The sequence below is a fragment of the Chryseobacterium indoltheticum genome, from assembly GCF_003815915.1.
Classification (GTDB): Bacteria; Bacteroidota; Bacteroidia; order Flavobacteriales; family Weeksellaceae; genus Chryseobacterium; species Chryseobacterium indoltheticum.
Map to the genome: position 1 here is coordinate 508,464 of NZ_CP033929.1, position 15,284 is coordinate 523,747.

General features: G+C 33.9%; 15 protein-coding genes. 10 read left to right on the top strand and 5 right to left on the bottom strand.

Features of this window, described 5'->3' with window-relative positions:
- Positions 1 to 81 precede the first annotated feature (81 nt).
- From EG358_RS02425 to prfA, 9 genes are all read left to right on the top strand, one after another.
- Complete coding sequence (locus EG358_RS02425) at positions 82 to 831, top strand: energy transducer TonB (RefSeq protein ID WP_076561298.1); 750 nt, start codon at positions 82 to 84, stop codon at positions 829 to 831.
- Positions 832 to 1,084: 253 nt separating this feature from the next.
- On the top strand, positions 1,085 to 2,521 hold the full coding sequence (miaB, locus tag EG358_RS02430) for a tRNA (N6-isopentenyl adenosine(37)-C2)-methylthiotransferase MiaB (protein ID WP_076561339.1): 1,437 nt from the start codon (positions 1,085 to 1,087) through the stop codon (positions 2,519 to 2,521).
- Between the two features lie 44 nt (positions 2,522 to 2,565).
- Positions 2,566 to 3,663 carry a PDDEXK nuclease domain-containing protein gene (locus EG358_RS02435; protein WP_076561299.1) on the top strand — a complete coding sequence of 366 codons (1,098 nt, stop codon included), beginning with the start codon at positions 2,566 to 2,568 and terminating at the stop codon, positions 3,661 to 3,663.
- Complete coding sequence (locus tag EG358_RS02440; protein WP_076561300.1) at positions 3,647 to 4,078, top strand: hypothetical protein; 432 nt, start codon at positions 3,647 to 3,649, stop codon at positions 4,076 to 4,078. Before EG358_RS02435 ends, EG358_RS02440 begins: the two co-directional genes overlap by 17 nt.
- Positions 4,079 to 4,161: 83 nt before the next feature.
- Complete coding sequence (locus EG358_RS02445) at positions 4,162 to 5,454, top strand: sigma-54 interaction domain-containing protein (RefSeq protein ID WP_076561301.1); 1,293 nt, start codon at positions 4,162 to 4,164, stop codon at positions 5,452 to 5,454.
- Between the two features lie 14 nt (positions 5,455 to 5,468).
- The gene (locus EG358_RS02450; protein WP_076561302.1) at positions 5,469 to 6,176 is read left to right on the top strand and encodes a hypothetical protein; all 708 of its coding nucleotides are present in this window, start codon (positions 5,469 to 5,471) and stop codon (positions 6,174 to 6,176) included.
- Positions 6,177 to 6,193: 17 nt separating this feature from the next.
- Positions 6,194 to 6,718 carry an LptE family protein gene (locus EG358_RS02455; RefSeq protein ID WP_076561303.1) on the top strand — a complete coding sequence of 175 codons (525 nt, stop codon included), beginning with the start codon at positions 6,194 to 6,196 and terminating at the stop codon, positions 6,716 to 6,718.
- A 1-nt stretch (position 6,719) separates the two neighbouring features.
- Positions 6,720 to 9,059 carry a hypothetical protein gene (locus EG358_RS02460; RefSeq protein WP_076561304.1) on the top strand — a complete coding sequence of 780 codons (2,340 nt, stop codon included), beginning with the start codon at positions 6,720 to 6,722 and terminating at the stop codon, positions 9,057 to 9,059.
- A gap of 116 nt (positions 9,060 to 9,175) precedes the next feature.
- The gene (gene prfA, locus EG358_RS02465) at positions 9,176 to 10,261 is read left to right on the top strand and encodes a peptide chain release factor 1 (protein WP_076561305.1); all 1,086 of its coding nucleotides are present in this window, start codon (positions 9,176 to 9,178) and stop codon (positions 10,259 to 10,261) included.
- 347 nt (positions 10,262 to 10,608) lie between these two features.
- Here prfA and EG358_RS19930 read toward each other — a convergent pair whose 3' ends face one another.
- Positions 10,609 to 11,442 carry a M23 family metallopeptidase gene (locus EG358_RS19930; RefSeq protein WP_115596442.1) on the bottom strand — a complete coding sequence of 278 codons (834 nt, stop codon included), beginning with the start codon at positions 11,440 to 11,442 and terminating at the stop codon, positions 10,609 to 10,611.
- 163 nt (positions 11,443 to 11,605) lie between these two features.
- Here EG358_RS19930 and EG358_RS02475 point away from each other — a divergent pair, with 163 nt between their 5' ends.
- Positions 11,606 to 12,364: a type III pantothenate kinase gene (locus EG358_RS02475; RefSeq protein ID WP_076561341.1), complete on the top strand. Its 759-nt coding sequence runs from the start codon at positions 11,606 to 11,608 to the stop codon at positions 12,362 to 12,364.
- A gap of 63 nt (positions 12,365 to 12,427) precedes the next feature.
- Here EG358_RS02475 and EG358_RS02480 read toward each other — a convergent pair whose 3' ends face one another.
- From EG358_RS02480 to EG358_RS02500, 4 genes are all read right to left on the bottom strand, one after another.
- Entirely contained in the window at positions 12,428 to 12,859 is a 432-nt protein-coding gene (locus EG358_RS02480) for a nucleoside deaminase (protein WP_076561306.1), read from the bottom strand.
- 125 nt (positions 12,860 to 12,984) lie between these two features.
- Entirely contained in the window at positions 12,985 to 13,401 is a 417-nt protein-coding gene (locus EG358_RS02485; RefSeq protein WP_228421384.1) for an energy transducer TonB, read from the bottom strand.
- Between the two features lie 244 nt (positions 13,402 to 13,645).
- Positions 13,646 to 14,566: a helix-turn-helix transcriptional regulator gene (locus EG358_RS02490; protein WP_076561307.1), complete on the bottom strand. Its 921-nt coding sequence runs from the start codon at positions 14,564 to 14,566 to the stop codon at positions 13,646 to 13,648.
- Between the two features lie 452 nt (positions 14,567 to 15,018).
- Entirely contained in the window at positions 15,019 to 15,282 is a 264-nt protein-coding gene (locus tag EG358_RS02500; RefSeq protein ID WP_076561308.1) for a hypothetical protein, read from the bottom strand.
- Between the last annotated feature and the right edge of the window lie 2 nt (positions 15,283 to 15,284).

Consider the following 15,284-nt stretch of genomic DNA (forward strand, 5'->3'; position numbering starts at 1 on the left):
CATTAAAATACACCACTAAATGAATTAAATCATTATTTTCGCGATTGTATTTTTTGCAATGGTTTTCTTATTAAATTTTTCATGATGAGATATAAATTTTATGTTTTTCTATTTCTTTTAAGCACACTGTTTTTTAAAGCTCAAATTCTGGACGAGTATCCGAAAAAACAAGATTTTTATGAAGGCGGACTGACCGGTTTTTACAAAGAAGCACACGATTATCTTGTGAAATCTAATGCGAAAGAATGTGATAATAATCAAATTTATCAACCGAGGATTATCGTTACCAAAGAGAAAGTAATTAAACTTATTCAGGATAGCGATCCCGAAAATATTTCAAAAAATAAGTGTGCTTACGATTTGTCTATGGAAATCATAAAAAATCTTGAAAAGTGGAAACCTGCAGAAGTAAAAGGAATGCAGTTTGGCGCTATCACAGAATTTATTATCTATCCGCCGGATCTTATGGCTGATTATAAACCCGGATATGATGGACAAAGTTTTATAAAATATGCAAAATATCCAACTGGTTTTAAAGAATTTCAAAGAGAGTTTAATGCTAATTTTAGAACTCTTTTCAGGGATTATCAAATACAGGGTGTTATCAATTTAGAGTTTTATATCAATCAAAAAGGTCAGATTTCAAACATCAGAATCTATCCGCCTGTAGATAATAAAGCTTTCAATGTAGATGTTATAAGAACCATGAGAAGGCTAGATAAGACTTGGATGCCTGCAATTTATTCTAATATTCCTATAAAACAGCGTATAGCTTTTCCTGTGCAATTTACAACGTCATTTACTGAACATCGTACGGGAGACGAAAATTAGTAGATTTTTAATGTAAAAGAAATGAATTTGTCATTTGAGCCTGTGAAATAGAGATTTATATTAAATATTTTCTTCACTAAGCTTAAAAAGACAGTCTTAAAAAATTAACTTTTATTAAAATCAAGCTCTGCCATTCTGTCACTAGATTTTGTATCTTTACAAACTAATTTAATTTGAAATTAAAATTAAGCTTAAAACTTTTGTAGCTTTTGAGCCTTAAATTTTAAATGTCAAATCTCAAATTTTGAAAAAAGTGCAGGAAAAATATATAGACGAAACCAAACAGGGAGAAGCTTTTGCAATTGCAGAAAAAGATGGAAATTCTAAGAAACTATTCTTAGAAAGCTATGGCTGTCAGATGAATTTTTCTGATTCTGAAATTGTTGCATCAATTCTTAATGAGCAGGGTTACAATACTACTCTTAAAGTGGAAGAAGCTGATTTAATTCTTCTTAATACCTGTTCGATTCGTGAAAAAGCAGAGCAAACCGTGAGAATGCGTCTTGCTCAGTTCAAAAATCTAAAAAAAGAACGACCAAACATGACGGTTGGTGTTTTGGGTTGTATGGCTGAAAGGCTTAAAACCAAATTTTTAGAAGAAGAACAGCTTGTAGACTTGGTGGTCGGTCCCGATGCATACAGAGATTTACCCAATCTTTTAAAAGAAACTGAAGGCGGTAGAGATGCCATCAATGTTATTCTTTCAAAAGAAGAAACATACGCAGATATTAATCCTGTCCGTTTAGGCGGAAATGGAGTTACAGCTTTCGTGACCATTACGAGAGGTTGCGATAATATGTGTACTTTTTGCGTAGTTCCGTTTACCAGAGGTCGCGAAAGAAGCCGTGACCCGCATTCAATTATTGAAGAATGTAAAAATTTATGGGAAAACGGTTATAAAGAAATTACTTTATTAGGTCAAAACGTTGATTCTTACCTTTGGTACGGAGGCGGTCCTAAAAAAGATTTTGGAAAAGCATCAGAAATGCAAAAATTAACAGCAGTTAATTTTGCTCAGCTTTTAGATATGGTTGCGGTTGCAGTTCCAAAAATGAGAATCCGATTCTCAACTTCCAATCCTCACGAAATGACGGAAGAGGTTTTTAAAATGATTGCCAAGCACGATAATATCTGCAAATACGTTCATTTACCGGTACAAAGTGGAAGTGACAGGATTTTGCAATTGATGAACCGTCAGCATACACGTCAGGAATATTTAGATTTAATTAAAAAAGGAAAAGAAATCGTTCCGGATATTTCATTTTCACAAGATATGATTATCGGTTTTTGTTCTGAAACTGAAGAGGATCATCAATTAACGATGAGCTTGATGCGTGAAGTAGAATACGATTATGGCTATATGTTCTCTTACTCCGAAAGACCGGGAACTCCCGCTCACAAGAAAATGGAAGATGATATCCCTGCAGATGTAAAGCAAAGACGTCTCGCAGAAGTAATTGCTTTGCAGGGCGAGCTTTCAAGAAAAAGAATGGAAGGTTATGTTGGTAGAGTTCATGAAGTTTTAATTGAAGGAATTTCTAAAAAGAACAAAAACCAATGGAAAGGCAGGAATTCCCAAAATGCCGTTTGTGTTTTTGATATGCAGGAAGGTCAAAATATGGGTGACATTGTGAATGTTTTTGTATTCAACAATACGCAAGGCACACTTTTAGGGGAAACAGTGAAATAGTTTAAAGTTTGTAATCTTTAGATTTTTAACTTTATTAAAGTAGAATGAGCAATCTGCAACCAAATGATCTTTTTCAGAATATTTCTGCATTACTTGATAATGCAAGAAAGAAAATGGTTGTGGCTGTTAATCAGACAATGGTAATTACCTATTTTGAGATTGGCAGAATGATTGTAGAAGACGAACAAAACGGTGAAAATCGCGCAGAATATGGTAAAGCTTTGCTTGAAGACCTATCGACTCATTTGATGGAGAAATTCGGAAAAGGATTTTCGGTAACGAATTTAAAACAAATGAGACAATTTTATTTGTCATATTCAATTCCACAGACACTTTCTGCGGAAGTCAAGTCTTCAATTGGTCAGACACTGTCTGACGAATTTCAAAATGTTAACAAAGAAAACATATCAAAAGAACATTTTCCTGCCACTAACTTCAATCTTTCATGGTCGCATTATTTGAAACTAATGCGCATTAAAGATATCAACGAAAGAAAATTTTACGAAATCGAAAGCTTTAAAAATAATTGGAGCTTAAGAGAATTACAAAGACAATATGACTCAGCGTTATACGCAAGATTATCTTTAAGTAAAAATAAAGAAGAAGTTATTCAACTTTCTGAAAAGGGACAAGTTGTAGAAAAACCAAAAGATCTTATAAAAGATCCCTATGTTTTGGAATTTCTTGGATTATCTGAAAAGCCAAATTATTCTGAAAACGAATTGGAAACCGAATTAATAGATAAATTAGAACATTTTCTATTAGAACTAGGAACTGGTTTTGCTTTTGTAGCAAGACAAAAAAGAATAACTTTTGATGAAAAACATTTTAAGATCGATTTGGTTTTTTACAACAGGATTTTAAAATGTTTTGTTTTAATTGATTTAAAAATAGGCGAATTAAAACATCAGGATCTTGGTCAAATGCAGATGTATGTTAACTTTTATGATCGGGAAGTTAAATTAAACGACGAAAATAAAACTATTGGAATTATTCTCTGTCAGGATAAGAGCGAAGCATTAGTAAGATATACGTTACCAGAAGATAATGAGCACGTTTTTGCGAGTAAATATCTTACAGTTTTGCCAAGTAAAGAAGATTTTATTAACATTTTAAACTCAGACAATGGAAAAATTTCATAAGTATTGCCTCAGTGTATTGTTGGTAATTATCTGCAGTAATATTTCGGCACAAATCAGCAGTGGGAATCTCAGAAGTGAAGACTGCAAACAGCTGTATGAAATTTACAATCAGTTTTTAAATTCTAAAGATAGCCATGTATTAGAAAAGATATTTTTAAACGAAAAATCTAGACGCAAGTTCGCAATAAGCGACAAACAAAACGCAGCAGATCTTTTAGGAAATCTTTTCTCTAAAAAAAATCAAAAGCATTCTCATCATAAAACGGACACCGCTTTTTCTGAAAAGGAAAAACATTGTCAGATTTTAATCAATTTTTTAAAAGGAAGTAAAGAAAATGTCTTTGCTGAAGTCTTATATTTTAAAAGTAAAGTTTCAAAGATTAGAAATAAAGATTATTTAGATGTTGCAGTTTAAAATTTAAACAAATCATTTCAGCTAATTAAGAATCTACTGTGATAAAGTGGACAAAATCTAATCAACAAATCTAAATTTTACTCATGAGTAACGAACTTCAAAATATAAAAAACCGCTTCGGTATCATCGGAAATTTTCCGGCTTTAAACCGAGCTTTAGAAAAATCTATTCAAGTAGCACCCACCGATATTTCCGTTTTGGTAGTTGGGGAAAGTGGTGTAGGAAAAGAATTTATCCCAAAAATCATTCATTCGGAATCTAAAAGAAAACACCAACCATATATTGTTGTCAACTGTGGCGCAATCCCTGAAGGAACGATTGATTCCGAACTTTTTGGGCACGAAAAAGGAGCTTTTACAGGAGCAACTGCCACCAGAAAAGGTTATTTTGAGGTTGCCGATGGCGGAACTATTTTTCTGGATGAGGTAGGTGAATTGCCTTTACAAACACAGGTTCGTTTGTTGAGAGTTCTGGAAAGCGGTGAATTTATGAAAGTAGGTTCTTCGCAGGTTCAGAAAACCAATGTAAGAATCGTTGCCGCAACCAATGTTAATATGATGAAAGCAATTCATGATGGAAGATTCCGTGAAGATTTGTTTTATCGTTTGAATACGGTGCAAATTGATATGCCTGCTTTAAGAGAAAGAAAAGGCGATATTCATCTTCTTTTTAGAAAATTTGCGATCGATTTTGCCGAAAAATACAGAATGCCTGAAGTGGAGCTGGAACCAAGTGCCATTCATTACATCGAAAACTATACTTTCCCTGGAAACGTGCGTCAGCTGAGGAATTTGGTTGAGCAAATGACGGTTGTAGAGCGTGAGCGAAATGTTTCCGTTGCAAAACTTACAGAATATATTCCGATGGATGCTCATTTGCCAATGGTTGTAAATCAGCCGAGCGGACAAAAGCAGACTGATTTTGGCAACGAAAGAGAAATTATGTACAAAATTCTCTTCGATATGCGAAATGATATTAATGATTTAAAATCCTTAACTTCGGAACTCATTAAAAATAGGGGAACTGCAGATCTCAGCAATCAGGAGAAAAATTTGATAAGCAGGATTTATACTCCTGAACCTCAGCAGTCTGCAAATGCCAACTCGTTGCTGTATTTTGAAAACAATAATAGCAGTAATCAGAATGTTCAGAACCCTACAATTATCTCAAATTCTGACGATTCTTATGAAGATTTTGAAGATATTGAGGTAGAAGAAAACAGACCGGAATCGTTGTCTCTTCAGAATAATGAGAAAGATTTAATTGTAAAAGCTTTAGAAAAGCACAACGGAAGAAGAAACAGAGCGGCAGATGAATTGGGGATTTCGCAGAGAACTTTATACAGGAAAATAAAACAATATAACTTAGAAGAATAAACAACACTTAAATCATGAATGTAAATTTAACACCTAAACCGATCAATTTTAAATTTGGCGAATACATCAACAAAGGCTTTGAGCTTTTAAAGAAAGACTTTGGAGGCGTTTTCGTAGGATTTTTGGTCACTTTCTTAATGTCTATTATCCCGTTTTGTGGGCTTTTGGCAATGGGGAATTTCTACCAATATCTACGTAAATTAAACAAGAATCAAAATCCAAGCGCAGGCGAAATTTTTGATTTTAAAGACTTCATGTCTTATTTTACTTTGCAATTAATTATTATTGGCGGAGTAATCGTTTTGTATATCCCTTTTATTATTTTCGGAGGTCTGGCCGGAGCAACTGCAGATGCAAATGGAGAAGTAAGTCCTTTTTTTGCGATTTTAATGTTCCCATATATGTTCGTGATGTTATTTGCGATTTATTATTTCCTGTTAAAAGGATTTTATATTTTGCCGTTAATTAGCTTTAAAGGAATTACCGATATTAAAACCGCTTGGAATATTTCTAAAGTAATGACGAAGGGAAATCTTTTAAACATTTTCTTATTCTCATTAGTGGTGAGTATATTAGCACAAATAGGTATTATAGCTTGTGGAATCGGACTTTTCTTAACAATTCCTTTTGCATATACAGCTAATTATTTTGCTTATGAAGATGCTATTCAACAAATTGAATACGACGAAATTACCGAAATCGGTATCACAGAAAAATATTAAGATTAAAATTATTTAAAATGAATCAGCTGAAAAATCTTTTCCTTTTAATCATATCTGTAGGATTTTTAAACTCATGTTATTCCTTTACGGGTTCGTCTCTTACAGACGAAAAAACTGTGCAGATCAACGAGTTTCCAAATAATGCGGCCTTAGTAAACCCTACTTTATCGCAGCAGTTTTCTACGGATATACAAAACAGATTTTTGCAGCGTACCACTTTGAAAGGAACGAAACAGAATCCTGATATTTTGATTGAAGGTGAAATTACAGATTATTCAATTTCTCCAACTACGATCAGCTCTACAACGCAGCAGACAACCGCTGGTGGAACGATTCAGGAATCTCAGAATAAGCTGACGATCACAGTGAAGGTTCGTTACGAAAACAAACTGCATCCTGACGTGAGTTTTGAGAAAACTTTTTCTGATGAAGCGGTATTCAACAGCAATCTTTCTCAAAGTGATATAGAAGCCTCTCAGGTAAAGCTTGTTACGGATAGAATTATCAATAAAATATTTAACGACATTGTAGCGAACTGGTAATATGATGAATGCTAGAGTTTTAGAATTATTAAAAAATCCGAAAAATATACAGTCAGAAGATCTGCATCTTTTGAAAGAAGAAATTAATTCTTTCCCTTATATTCAAAACATCCGGGCTTTGCATTTGTACGGCATTCATCTTTTTGATAAAGAAAATTACCAGAAAGAGTTGTCGACTACTGCAGCTTATACCACCGATAAAAAAATTCTTTATCATCTGATTAACGGAAAAATTCAGCAGACAAAAACTGAAACGGTAGAAAAAAAGCCTCAAGTTATTGAGGATGCCGCTGAAAAAAATAAAGCTCAGAATACCAAAGAGCCTTTTTGGTGGGTAAAAGAAAAAAGAACTTTCCCGAAACACGATTACAAAGCAATTTCTGAGAATTTGATTACTCCAAAAGCTGAAATTAAACATGTAGTCGTTAACGGTGAACGTAACAGGATTTTATTTGAAGGTGAAGAAAATTATCTGGAAGAAAAAGATTCCGAAACCATCGACCTCGAATCTACTTTGGAATCTGGAGTGATTGTCACTCAAAAATCTTCTTTCCCAATTAAACGTATTGCTGAAGAAGAAAAAATATCAGACAAAAAGCCTTCTTTAGAAGTTTCTAATGAGAGTAGTAATGAAGATAAAACTGATTCTGAAAAAACTCCGGAAAGCATCAATGACAAATCTGAAACTAATCTTCTGAAAACTGAGTCATTTACGCCTCAGGCAGATGTTGTGAAAGATGAATCTGTTAGAGATGAAATTCCTGCTGAAAATACTGAAAAAGAAGTTGTTGCAGAAGTCGAAAAATCAGAGGAAATTATTCATGAAGAAAAGCTTGACTCTGAAAAAAGTTCTGAAAAAATTAATAACGAATCTGAGGTTAGTTTTCTTGAAGTCGCAGCTTTTGAGCCTGATAAAGCTATTGTAAAAGAAGAATTCGTTGGAGATGAAAATCCTGCTGAAAATTATGAAAAAGAAACTGTTACTGAAGTCGAAAAATCAGAAGTAATCATTCACGAAGATAAAATTGATTCTGAAAAAGCTGAAGAAAAAATTAATGATGAATCTGAGGTTAGCTTTCTTGAAATAGAGTCTTTTAAACCTGAAACAGAAGCTCCGACAGAAGAAGCTGTTGAACACAAAGATTTAAAAGAAATTGTCGAAGAAGAATCTGCTACAGAAAATTTACATCCTGAAGTGATCATCAATGAAGATAAGATTACGACTAAAGATGTTGCTGAAAAAGTAAATGATGAATCTACATTAAGCTTTCACGGAACCGATTCTTTCTTACCGGAAGTTAAAATAGAAGCCAATGTTTCTGAACAAATAAATCCGGCAAAAACGCAAAAGTCCAGCATCAATAAACATGAAGACGAAATGCGACGTCTGATTGAAGAGGTTGAAAAAAGGATGAAAGCTCATAAAAAAGAGGCTGAAACAAAAGCCAACGAGCCGGAAGAAGAAAATGGAGGAGAAATCAGTTTTGCTGAAACTCAGGATTTTGTTGTTTCAAATGAAAATGAAGCGCAAGCTGAGGAAAAAATAGAAACCGATCAGGAAATTCAGGAAGAAGGTTCAAAGGAGAAAAATGAAACTCCTGTTTTGGAAGAAGTAAAAGAAGAGAATTCTGGCTGGAAACCAATGAGTATCGAATCTCACGTTCCAGATTCATTCAGCAAAAAAATAGAACTTAGCTCTGAACAGGATGAAAAACCTGAAGAAGTAAAAGAAATCTCTGAAGAACCGATTTCAGAAGAAGAAAATCAGGAAACTGTTGCAGAAAATATTCAGGAGGAAACAATTGACGAAGTTGAAAATAAAGAACCTGAAATTACGAATTCTACTGAAAAAGTAGAAGCTCCTGTGATGAATTTTTCATTCTTTGGAACAAACATTTCAAGTTTACCCATAAAAAAAGAAGAGAAAGAAAATCAGCCAAAAGAAGAGGCGCAAGAAATGCCTTTAAAACAGGAAAATCAAACTCTTTTAGACAGTAATGTTCCTGGTTTTATCAATACCTGGCAAAGCTGGCTAAAGATCGAAAGAACCGAAGAAGTTGAAAAGGCAAAAGTTGAGATCAAGAATAAAGTAATCGAATCTTTTATAGAAAAAAATCCTAAAATCAGTCAGTTAAAAGATGAGGTGAATTTCGTTGTGAAAGAAAAAACAGACGATATTTCTCATTTGATGACCGAGACATTAGCCAATCTTTACATTGAGCAGAAATTGTATACCAAAGCGATTAATGCATTCCTGGTATTGGCAAAGAAAAATCCAAATAAAAAAGAATATTTCGAGAATAAGATTCAGGAAATCAAGGATAACAGGGGGAAAAACTAATTTGAAAGCGAAAACTAGCTCTCCATTAGGATTATAAAATTAAAAATCAAAGCTCATGAAAATGGGCTTTTGTTCTTCGTTGTCAATTCCGTATCTTTGCAAACTAAATTTTTAATATGTCTAAATCATTAATTCCAAAATTAGAAGCGATAAAGCAGAGATATAATGAGGTTGCTGATCTTATTATTCAACCTGATGTCATTTCAGACCAGAAAAGATATTCTTCTTTAAACAAAGAATATAGTGATTTGGGGAAAATTGTAAGAGTTTACGATCAATATAAAGGAGCTTTAGATACTATTGCAGAGTCTGACGAAATCATTGCAGATGGCTCAGATAAAGATTTTGTAGAATTGGCAAAAGTTGAAAAGAATGAAGCTTTAGAAAAAATTCCTGCTTTGGAAGATGAGCTTAAAGTTCTTTTGATTCCTAAAGATCCTGCAGACGATAAAAACGTTATTGTAGAACTTCGTGCCGGAACTGGTGGCGATGAAGCTGCGATTTTTGTAGAAGATGTCTACAGGGCTTATAGCATGTATTTTAAGACCAAAGGCTGGAAGCATGAAATCACAGATTCTAGCGAGGCTGCAAAAGGATACAAAGAATTAATTCTGAAAATTGAAGGAGACGGTGTTTATGGAATCATGAAATTTGAATCTGGCGTACACCGTGTACAAAGAGTTCCTGAAACAGAATCTCAGGGTAGAGTACATACTTCTGCTATTACCGTTGCCGTTTTACCGGAAGCGGAAGAAATAGATTTTGAATTGAATCCTGCAGATATCGAGATGCAGACATCACGTTCTGGTGGAGCGGGTGGACAAAACGTAAACAAGGTTGAAACAAAGGTGCAGTTGACGCACAAACCGTCAGGAATGGTTGTCGTTTGTCAGCAAGCCCGTTCTCAGTTGGCAAACCGTGAGTTGGCGATGGAAATGCTTCGTACCAAATTATACGATATAGAAGTTCAGAAATCAGTGGGAGATATCGCTGCACAACGTAAATCTATGGTTTCTACAGGTGACCGTTCTGCAAAAATCAAAACCTACAACTATCCTCAAGGAAGAGTTACAGATCACAGAATCGGTAAATCTATGTACAATCTTGATGCTTATATGAATGGTGATATATCTGAAATGATCGATGCTGTAATCATGGCTGAAAACGCTGAAAAAATGAAAGGAGAAGAAGATAATTACTAAATTATTTCTTTTAACAAATACGAAGCTTCTGAGTAATCAGAAGCTTTTTTGTTTTAACAATTCCTTAAAAGTCCCGAAGGGACGATCTATTAAAGGATAGGATAAAATCCTATCAACATTATTACGATTTATAAAAATGTATTTAAGTTCAATTACCACTGTTTGTAATCAAAGTAAAAGTTATTTGGTTACAAACAGGATTGTTTTAATCCAAATGCAATTGCATTTTATGACAAACAAGGTTGTTTTAAAATAATGTAAAAGTTATTTGATTACAAACAGTATTGTTTTAACCAAAAGTAAAATGTATTTAGATCTAAATAAACCTGTTTACGTAAAAATAAAATCTAATACGCCCTCGAATACGATTTTCTCTCTTCCAAATATTCAACTTTATCCCCATATCCGGTTTTAAAAAGTGTTTTTACGGTAATTCTGTTTTTGTCACCTGTTGCACTTGGTAAATAGGTTACGAAATGTAAATGCGGACCGCTGCTCCAACCCGTATTTCCGCTCAGTGCGATGAGTTGCCCTTTGGTTACTGTATCACCAATTTTCACCTGCGCTCCATTTTGCTGTAAGTGATAATACTGTGCAATTGTACCGTCCGGATGCAAAATTGAAATGTAATTTCCGTAAGGAGCGCAATTTCTGGTTGGGCAACCCTGATTATTATTTTGTACGACATCGATAATTAAACCCTCTCTTGCTGCAAAAATTTCTGTTCCTTCAGGCATTATAAAATCTAAAGAATTTTCGTTTTGATGCGAAAATGTTCCGTTGTAACCCTGATGAATCCAGATTGCTTTTCCTTTTCCAAATGGTAAGTTGTACGCATAATTGGTGTCGTAATTTTTTTGAGTAATATCTCCGATATAAGAAAGATAACCGGGCATCTTTTTTACACCCCAGCCTTTTTGTTTATCATTCACCACAAAATAAGTTACTCTCATTTTTGTAGTTTTTGCAGGAATCACCTGTTTTGTTTTAAATATTTCGGGCTTTTTCATATTATTTACTTCAGGCTGACCTTTAAAAACCAGAGAGACGGGATAGATCTCATGATTGTCTGCATAGTAAATAATAGAGTCACCGTTTCTTTCAGGGTACATTTTTATGTTTTTCTGAGCCATTACAGCTAAAGCCTGAATCATAAGAATGAATACAAAAATATTTCGCATAAGTGTTTGATTTAAAATAAAGCCATTACAAGTATAGACCATTTTCATTGATTTTGAAAGCATATTTTTAAAGAAAAGTGCTATTTTTACCTCTGAAAAATTAATAGGGTTGTTCATCTTTCGCTAAAAAAGTCTGATGAGTTTCCGGCTCAAAAATATGTCAATGAATTCTATCGTAATCAATGTTGGAAACAGCAATATCAGATTTGGTCTTTTTGATGACGACAACTGTGATATTTCATGGATAATCAATACAAAACCTTACCGCACCGCAGACGAACTGCATGGTCAAATGTTGATCTTATATCAAACCTATAAAATTGATCCTAAAAATATCAAAAAAGTAATTATAGGTTCTGTAGTACCACAATTAACCAGAGAAATAACTTCTGCGATCAGAAAAATTCACGGGATTGCTCCTGTAATGGTTGATAGAACGACTCCTTCAGAAGTGGTTGCGAAATCTAAACAAATGGGAACAGATATCTATGCTAATCTGGTGGCGGCTCACAATATGTATCCCGGAAGAAAGAAGATCGTTTTAGATTTTGGGACTGCACTTACCGCAAGTTGTGTTGCTGAAGATGGCGAAACTTTAGGCGTAATTATCGCTCCCGGAATTATTACTTCTTTGAATTCTCTAATCAGCCAGACTGCTCAGCTTCCGGAAATTGAATTGGTAAAGCCAAAATCTGTTTTAGGTTTAGACACCGTTACCTGTATGCAAAGCGGAATGGTTTACGGTTTTCTTGGAATGGTAGAAGGTTTTATTGACAGAATAAACAATGAAGTGAATGATGAGTGTTTTGTAATCGCAACTGGTGGAGTTTCCCATGTTTACAAGCCTTTAACGGAAAAAATTCATATTGCAGACCGACTTCACACCTTGAAAGGACTTTATTTCCTTGGAAAAGATTTATAAGTGAGGTTGAGGCTAAGGCTGATGAGATTCTTGTAAACCTTAGCCTTAGCCTCAACCTCAACCTTATCTTTTGGCCTTAAAAAACTCTTTCACAATTGTAGAACATTCGTTTTCCATAACTCCTGAAACGATCTCTGTTTTGGGATGAAGACTTAGGCTTTTATTGATGAAACCGCGTTGCTCATCTCTTGCTCCAATAACTATTTTTGAAATTTGCGACCAGGAAAGCGCTCCGGCGCACATTACGCAAGGTTCTAAAGTTACATACAGTGTACAGTTGATCAAATATTTTCCGCCTAAAAAATTGGCTGCTGAAGTGATTGCCTGCATTTCGGCATGTGCTGTAACATCGTTTAGCGTTTCAGTAAGGTTATGAGCTCTTGCAATCACACGATTGTTAGCAACGATCACGCATCCGATAGGAACCTCATCTTTTTCTAATGCAATCTCAGCCTCCTGAAAAGCCATTCTCATAAAATATTCGTCTGTAAACATAAAAATAAAAGCTTAGTGCAAAACTAAGCTTTTCAATATAATATTTCCTGGGAAATTTAGAATCTACAATCTAATAGTTACCATCGAGTAAAAGCCAATTTAGCTAATTGTATGATTGTCTTTAGTTAGTCAAAATTCAGCACCAAAGGTAATCTGAAACGGTATCTTACAGGGTTTCCGTTAGTGTAAGCCGGAGAAAACTTTTCCGAAACAGAGTATACGGCAATTTCTGCCTGTCGATTGAACGTAAAGTTATCACCTTCAGCTTTTACATCGCTAATGGTTCCGTCTTTTTCAACAATAAATGCGACATTGGTTTTGATGTTTCCTTTTTCAGAAAATACACCGTCTCCATAAAAAAGCTGAGCTACTTCTTTTCGCAAGGCATTCATTCCGCCAGGATAATCTGCCGTTTTTTCAATCGATTTTGGAAAATCCTGTTGTGGAGAAAGAACTGTTTTAGAATTGATTTTTTTTAAATCTTCAAGATTTTTTACTTTAAGTAAGGCTGCAATCAGGGCAACGTTTTCAATGCTGTCCATTTTTTTCATAAAAAAGAGGAAGTCATTTTTAACTGCAGCTTTATATAAAGGATTTTTTTCGGTATCAAACTTTTTTTTGAACTCGGTATTCAGCATTGTTCTGTGCTGGTTATAATAATTTTTCACCATCTTGAATTCTTCTGTTTGCTGAGAAAAACAAAATGTTGAGATGAGTATAAAAAATAGATATAAAGCCTTCAATACATGATTATTTATGTAAATATAATCAAAAAGATACAAAATTCTATTCTTTCAAATAACTGTTTAGTGATTCCTGCAAATGTTTTTTGATGTCTTCAACTAAGTTTATAGGTTCTAAAACTCTTACTTCCTTTCCGAACGATAAAATTTCCTGCATAAAATCGTAAGTAGGGTGGAGGAAAAACTCAAAATAAATATCGTGCTGAGTTTCTTTGGTCTCTTTCTGAGACAGATGCAAGGGAAAACTTCTGATGTATTCGCCCTGATGCCGGCTGCATTTCATTACAATTTTTTGAGGATTTTGTTCAGTTAAATTCATCACTCCAAACGCATTTTTAAAATGTTCTCTAAAGTTGTACTTATATTTTTCTCTGAATTTTTGTGGCGAAACATCCAGATAATTAATCCTGTCTAAACCGAAAGATTTCAACGCTTTGTCTTTGGTATCAATCGCAATGAGATACCATCGGTCTTTAGATTCTTTCAATGCTAAAGGATGAACTTTCCGGGAAGTCATCAGTTTATTTTTGTAATTGTAGTGTTCAAACAATACAATTCTTTTGTTTCTGATCGCAAAGAAAAGATCGTAAAAATGCTCGACTCCGGTTGGTTTTCTGCTTTCAAAAAAGATGAAATTGGCAAAGTCTGGATGATTGTTTAAGGCATTGCTTACCTGAAAAGATTCGAGTAATTTTTGGTTGTACTCATCTACTTCCATCATTGGGCGACTTTCAATATAATACCGATTGTCACCTTTCTTTTTGTTGTGAATAGAAAGATTAAAAAGATCTGAAATCTCACGAATATCCCTTTGTAAAGTACGAATAGAGTAGCTCTTAATTCCCGCATCCTGAAACTCAAAAGAATTAAGGAGATAATCTTCCATCTGCGAATACGTAGCCGGAGCGCTTTCTAATTTCTTAATGATCAAGGCATATCTCGTAAGGTAAAAATCTTTTTTCATTTCGGATTGTTTTCTAAAACAAATATATGCGGTAAATGCGACAAACGGTGTCGTGTTTTATTTTTTCATGAAAATTTTAAAGCTAAAATTTCATAATTTGTCATTTTGTCATGATGTTATCGCTGTACACTTCCTGTACACTTCCTGTACTCTTTATCTTTGATAAAAAATTTCTTGTGTTTTTTCTTTTGTCAAAATGACAGGTGTTTTTTTGTAATTATATTTATAAAAATAGAAAAGAATAGTAATTGTATTTTCTACTCATCATTACATGTTTTATAAAGGTGAAAAATAATACAATATGAGTAGTTACAATTTAATAAAAAGCCACACGATACAATAGTGCGGCAGCGGGGAGATCTACAAACTTTACCGCAACATTAAAGGTTTCTTGTAACAAACGTCTTAAATTTTTTAGTTCCTTAGCAGATAAGATTTCTTCTCCTGCAAGATTAAACTTTTTTATCAATTTTTGTAAAGAACTCTTCTGTTTTTCCATCTTTCGATAAATACTTTTTTATCTTATTTGTCCAACCTTCAACCAATTTCTTATTCTTCACAAACCACTCAGCAATTTTTTTCCAAAGATCATCTGCAAATTTCTTTAGCTTTTGTCCTCCAATGCTAAAGATTTCCAATAAATCAATTAATGCTCTGCTTACTTTTTCTGGTGAGTATATACAATTTGTTATACAATTGATAAAAAAAGCAGCCATTT

Excerpts from the sequence above, each read along its gene's own strand:
- prfA (WP_076561305.1), top strand. The coding sequence starts at position 9,176 with ATGTCTAAATCATTAATTCCAAAATTAGAAGCGATAAAGCAGAGATAT.
- EG358_RS19930 (WP_115596442.1), bottom strand. The coding sequence starts at position 11,442 with ATGCGAAATATTTTTGTATTCATTCTTATGATTCAGGCTTTAGCTGTA.
- EG358_RS02440 (WP_076561300.1), top strand. The coding sequence starts at position 3,647 with ATGGAAAAATTTCATAAGTATTGCCTCAGTGTATTGTTGGTAATTATC.
- EG358_RS02450 (WP_076561302.1), top strand. The coding sequence starts at position 5,469 with ATGAATGTAAATTTAACACCTAAACCGATCAATTTTAAATTTGGCGAA.
- EG358_RS02460 (WP_076561304.1), top strand. The coding sequence starts at position 6,720 with ATGATGAATGCTAGAGTTTTAGAATTATTAAAAAATCCGAAAAATATA.
- EG358_RS02435 (WP_076561299.1), top strand. The coding sequence starts at position 2,566 with ATGAGCAATCTGCAACCAAATGATCTTTTTCAGAATATTTCTGCATTA.
- EG358_RS02485 (WP_228421384.1), bottom strand. The coding sequence starts at position 13,401 with ATGGACAGCATTGAAAACGTTGCCCTGATTGCAGCCTTACTTAAAGTA.
- EG358_RS02455 (WP_076561303.1), top strand. The coding sequence starts at position 6,194 with ATGAATCAGCTGAAAAATCTTTTCCTTTTAATCATATCTGTAGGATTT.
- EG358_RS02490 (WP_076561307.1), bottom strand. The coding sequence starts at position 14,566 with ATGAAAAAAGATTTTTACCTTACGAGATATGCCTTGATCATTAAGAAA.
- EG358_RS02445 (WP_076561301.1), top strand. The coding sequence starts at position 4,162 with ATGAGTAACGAACTTCAAAATATAAAAAACCGCTTCGGTATCATCGGA.
- EG358_RS02500 (WP_076561308.1), bottom strand. The coding sequence starts at position 15,282 with ATGGCTGCTTTTTTTATCAATTGTATAACAAATTGTATATACTCACCA.
- EG358_RS02475 (WP_076561341.1), top strand. The coding sequence starts at position 11,606 with ATGAATTCTATCGTAATCAATGTTGGAAACAGCAATATCAGATTTGGT.
- EG358_RS02425 (WP_076561298.1), top strand. The coding sequence starts at position 82 with ATGATGAGATATAAATTTTATGTTTTTCTATTTCTTTTAAGCACACTG.
- EG358_RS02480 (WP_076561306.1), bottom strand. The coding sequence starts at position 12,859 with ATGTTTACAGACGAATATTTTATGAGAATGGCTTTTCAGGAGGCTGAG.